Genomic DNA, 5,032 nt, shown 5'->3' with positions numbered 1-5,032 from the left:
ATCATATTTAAATAAGCTCAAAATCAAGGTTAAATTTAAATAGTGGACAGCACCTATTTATTTGAAGTAATATTTAACTATATTTAAAATGAAGCACTCGAAATACATATTTTGAACTATCAAATTCCACAATTCGAGATACTGGTTTCAAAAAAAGATTAAAGTGCTAAATTTTCACAGATAAAAAGCACTGATCTTAACAAAAATACTAAAAAGAACAATATAAAATTCTAAAATACAAGTATAACCAATAGAAACACTAGTAATAAAAGAATTCTAGATTATTCTTACAATAAATACTTATTGTTCTTTTTATTAATAAAAATTTTGATTCTGCATCAAACAAAATTATAACATTGTTATTAAAAGGGAGAGAATATTAAAAAAATCTGGAAAAAATTATTTAAGTTTCGGTGCATGAATTCTTATGGAAACATTTAAATACTAAGATAATAATATATTAGGCTACCAGACTATTTCTATAACAATAGTTATAAAAAATTAAATAATATGAAAGAAGGTGAAATTATGTGTAGATGTAAACCAATGGAACAAAAATATTATCACATGTGTATGCCTTTATTCATGTGTATGTAATATTTTATAATTTGAATGCTATTGTTAATTTCAATCTTTAAATAAAGATTTGTTATCCTTTTAATTAAATAATAATTATTTTTGCAGCCGAAAATAAAAAAATTTTTAATTAATTAGGAAAATTTTCAATTAAACTATTATGAGGAGTTTAATTATACTTTCAACAATTGTTTGTGAGATTGTTTATTTTGCAATATTATATAACAATTGTTATATTAATATCGTATGGTGAAAAATATGGTTAATAAACATGGAAATGGATCATGTAAAAGAAACAAAATTAAAAGAATACTTGATTTAAACAAAGATACATGTCCTAATCGAGAACAAAGAGCTAATGGTACTAATGTATATTATGGTAAGGCATCTGAATTGTTAAATGATGCAAAGCAAAGAAACATAAAAATTCCTGATAGAAAATTCCAACAGTCAGGAGGTTGTGTGTTAAATTTTTATCTTTCAAATAGGGTAACTACTATTCGTGATGCAGTGACAATATTTAATGCTCCTGTTGGATGCTCTGCAGGTTCTTTAGGTTACAGAGAATTATATCGTGGAGTTCCGGAATCATTAGGCAGAACAAATGAATATAATTCTGCCTGGATGACTACCAATCTACAGCAGGATGATGTTGTATATGGAGCATCAGAAAAACTTAGAGATGCAATTTTAAAAGCAGAAGAAAGATACAACCCTCAAGCAATATTTATCTTAACATCCTGTACTACAGGAATCATTGGTGAAGATATTGAGGGAACAGTAGACGAAGTTCAAAATGATGTAAATGCTAAAATTGTACCTATTCATTGTGAAGGGATTAGAAGCAGATTAGTACAAACCGGTTACGATGCATTTTGGCACGCAATCTTAAAATATCTTGTTAAAGAACCTGAAAAAAAACAGGAAGATCTTGTTAATGTTGCAAGTATGCTATCATATACTTGGCAAGATAGACTTGAAATAAAAAGATTACTCGGCAAAATAGGGCTTAGAGTTAACTTCATCCCCGAATTTGCAACAGTTTCTGACTTTGAACAATTGTCTGAAGCAGCAGTAACAGCTCCAATCTGTCCAACATATACAGATTATTTATCTCGTGGATTAGAGCAAAAATATGGCGTACCATATTTCTTGTATCCTTCCCCAACAGGTATTTCCAATACTGATGAATGGTTAAGAAATATAGCTAAATATACCGGAAAAGAAGATGAAGTTGAAAAACTTATCGAAGAGGAACATAAAATATGGGTTCCTAAACTAGATGCTATTAAAGGAGAATTTATTAAATTAAGGAAAAATGGAAAAAAACCAACAGTTTTAGGTTCACTTGGTCAAGGCAGATTAGTTTCCCAAATGCCTTACTTTGATGAATTAGGCTTGGCAACACCTGCTGCAATGGCTCAGGATTTTGATGATTTATTAATAGACGAACTGGAAGAGATTATTGAAAATAATGGGGATTTCCAAATAATGGTCAATACATTCCAAGCTGCAGAACAAGCTAATGTAACAACTAATCTGGATCCGGATTTAACATTAACTTGTCCATTCCAAGGAGGGACATGGGAAAGAGACAATAATGTAACTAGAATTCACTCTTTAAGAGGTGACCCTGAACCTACAAGCGCCCAATCAGGTTATGCTGGTGCAATAGCATTCGGTAACTTCTTGTTACATGCATTTAAAAACAAATCTTATCACAAGACTCTAGCGGAAAAAACAGAAAAAAGTTATAAAGATTGGTGGTATGAACAAGACAATCCATTATACTACCTAAATGAAGGAAAATAATCTCGGAGGTGTTTATTTGACTTGTAAAAACACATTAAACAATGAAACTGGAATATTAACTAATATTGAAAATTTTGAAACAAATTCAGTTGAAGCACCAAGATATAGTTGTGCTTTAGCTGGTGTTTATGGTACTACATTAGGCATTAGAGGAGGCATTCCAATATTGCATTCCGGCGCCGGATGTGGTGTTGGCCAATTATTTGGAACATTATACGCCGGCGGAGAGTCAGCAGGAGGAAATGAAGGAGGAACAAGTACTCCGTGTTCATGTTTGGTTGAAGAACATGTAATTTTAGGCGGTGAAGAAAAACTTAGAAATTTAATTGAATCCACAATTGAAATAGCAAACGATGATTTATTTGTCGTGACTTCAGGTTGTGTTCCATCATTAATTGGTGATGATGTTGACACAGTAGTTGATGAATTTAGCGATAAAGCAGCCGTAATTCACGTTAATGCACCTGGATTTAAAGCAAATTCATTGGAAGGGTATAATTTATTTTGGGATGCGATAATTGACCAATTATTACCTGATGAAGCTGGAGATATTGAAGAAAAAACTGTAAATATTTTCGGAATTGTTCCGTATAACCATGTTTACTGGAAAGGAGATTTATTAACAATAAAAACACTTTTAGAGTCAATAGGTATCAAAACCAACATCATCTTTTCTCAAAAAAATGGTTTAGACCATATTAACAAAATTCCTTCAGCCGAATACAATATTGTAGTAAACCCATGGTTAGGTGTTCGAGCAGCTGAAAAATTAAAAGAAAAATATGGAACTCCATTCATTAAGTTTCCAAATGTTCCTATCGGAGCAAAACAAACTGGAGAATTCCTGAGAGTGATTGGTGATAAATTATCCATTCCAAGCGAAACTATTGAGGAATTTATCAATGAAAAAGAAGACTGGAACTATAGATTGATGGAATATCCTGGTGATGCAATCATATTGGTACGTCCGAATTCATTCTATGCAGTCGCTGCTGAAAGTAGCTATGCAATTGGATTTACTAAATTTTTAGCAAATGAATTAGGATACTTACCAGACATCATCCAGATTACTGATAATCCTCCTGTTGAAGTTAGAAAAGAAATATTGGACGAAATTAAAAATAATTTAGATACAGTAGTTGAACCTGATGTAGTATTTGAAGCAGATACATATAAAATCAGGAAAAACCTTGAAGATAGGCCATTTTTATTCCTATTTTCAAGTTCAATTGAATCTCCAACATCAATAGAAGATTATAATGCTTTGCATATCCCAATTTCATATCCGATATATAACAAATCTGTTCTTGTAAAACATTATGCGGGATATGACGGAGGATTAACATTAGTTGAAGATATTGTAAGTTCATATGTAGGACCATTATAAAAAAAATAGAGGTGATAAATTATGCCAAAACAAATAGCAATTTATGGAAAAGGTGGTATCGGAAAGTCAACAACAACTTCAAATTTATCAGCAGCATTATCAGATTTGGGGTATAGTGTAATGCAAATAGGTTGTGATCCTAAAAACGACTCAACAACAACATTAAGAAAAGGCAAATCCATTCCAACAGTATTAGATACAGTAAGGAAAAGATCCAGCGATTTAGATGAACTTGTTCATGAGGGATATAATGGCATATACTGTATTGAAGCAGGAGGCCCCGAACCAGGTGTAGGATGTGCCGGCAGAGGAATTATTGCAGCAATTGAACTATTAAATACAAACGGCATCATTGACGAATATGACCCGGATATTATCATTTATGATGTTTTAGGAGATGTTGTGTGCGGTGGATTTGCAATGCCTATTCGTAAAGGAATTGCTGACCAGGTATATACTGTAACTTCATCTGATTACATGGCCATTTATGCTGTCAATAATTTATTCAAAGGAATATTAAAATATTCAAACAACGGCGGTGCATTATTGGGTGGTGTTATTGGAAATTCCATTAAATCTTCCCTCCAAGAAGATATGATTAAAGATTTTACAGACAAAACTGATAGTGATGTAATTCAGTTTGTTCCAAGATCACCTACAGTAACACGCTGTGAATTAGATGGTGTGACAACAATTGAAGGAGCACCTGACTCTGAACAAGCAGAAGTTTACCGAAATCTTGCTAGAATGGTGATTGACAATAAAAACAAGTTTTTACCAACTCCTTTCGAAAATGATGATTTAGCTGACTGGGCATCAGGTTGGATTAATAAATTATTATTAAATAAAAAGATTGAAAAAGACAATATTCAAGAGGGAAGCTCTGGAATATAATCTACTCAAACACTAACATAGGTCTCCTTGATTTAGTTGAACTACCACGGCTTGCAGAAGTCGTGGTATTCTTCCAACCATTAAGATAAATTAAAATAATATTTGTTGTGAATCAATATTACTAGATTCTGAAACTTCTTTTACAATATCACTATCTTTAATATCCACAATGAAAAGTAGAAAATACTGAATATGCAATTTAATATCTAATTTGATAACCTCATTGAAATTATCAATTAAATACAATAATTCAAAAGTCAAACAATATTGCGATTAAGTATTACTTTAAATTCCATTTTTCTGCATTAAAGGGTATCCGCCAAAAATCATTTTTTAATTTCAATTTTTTATAACTTTATTATA

3 protein-coding genes are annotated in these 5,032 nt (G+C 31.5%); all 3 read left to right on the top strand.

What is annotated here, in order from left to right:
* Nucleotides 1–834: 834 nt before the first annotated feature.
* Genes Q0W04_RS10410 through Q0W04_RS10400 form a run of 3 tightly spaced genes read left to right on the top strand, consistent with a single transcriptional unit; the run spans nucleotide 835 to nucleotide 4,669 of the window.
* Nucleotides 835–2,388, top strand: a complete 1,554-nt coding sequence (locus tag Q0W04_RS10410; RefSeq protein WP_298503018.1) for a nitrogenase component 1 — start codon at nucleotides 835–837, stop codon at nucleotides 2,386–2,388.
* 16 nt (nucleotides 2,389–2,404) lie between these two features.
* The gene (locus Q0W04_RS10405) at nucleotides 2,405–3,775 is read left to right on the top strand and encodes a nitrogenase component 1 (RefSeq protein WP_298503016.1); all 1,371 of its coding nucleotides are present in this window, start codon (nucleotides 2,405–2,407) and stop codon (nucleotides 3,773–3,775) included.
* 21 nt (nucleotides 3,776–3,796) lie between these two features.
* Nucleotides 3,797–4,669, top strand: coding sequence for a nitrogenase iron protein NifH (locus Q0W04_RS10400; RefSeq protein ID WP_298503014.1), 873 nt, complete (start codon nucleotides 3,797–3,799; stop codon nucleotides 4,667–4,669).
* Nucleotides 4,670–5,032 lie beyond the last annotated feature (363 nt).

Source organism: uncultured Methanobrevibacter sp., assembly GCF_947170395.1.
Taxonomy (GTDB): domain Archaea; phylum Methanobacteriota; class Methanobacteria; order Methanobacteriales; family Methanobacteriaceae; genus Methanocatella.
This window is presented reverse-complemented; position numbering and strand designations above follow the sequence as displayed.

Excerpts from the sequence above, each read along its gene's own strand:
- Q0W04_RS10410 (WP_298503018.1), top strand. The coding sequence starts at position 835 with ATGGTTAATAAACATGGAAATGGATCATGTAAAAGAAACAAAATTAAA.
- Q0W04_RS10400 (WP_298503014.1), top strand. The coding sequence starts at position 3,797 with ATGCCAAAACAAATAGCAATTTATGGAAAAGGTGGTATCGGAAAGTCA.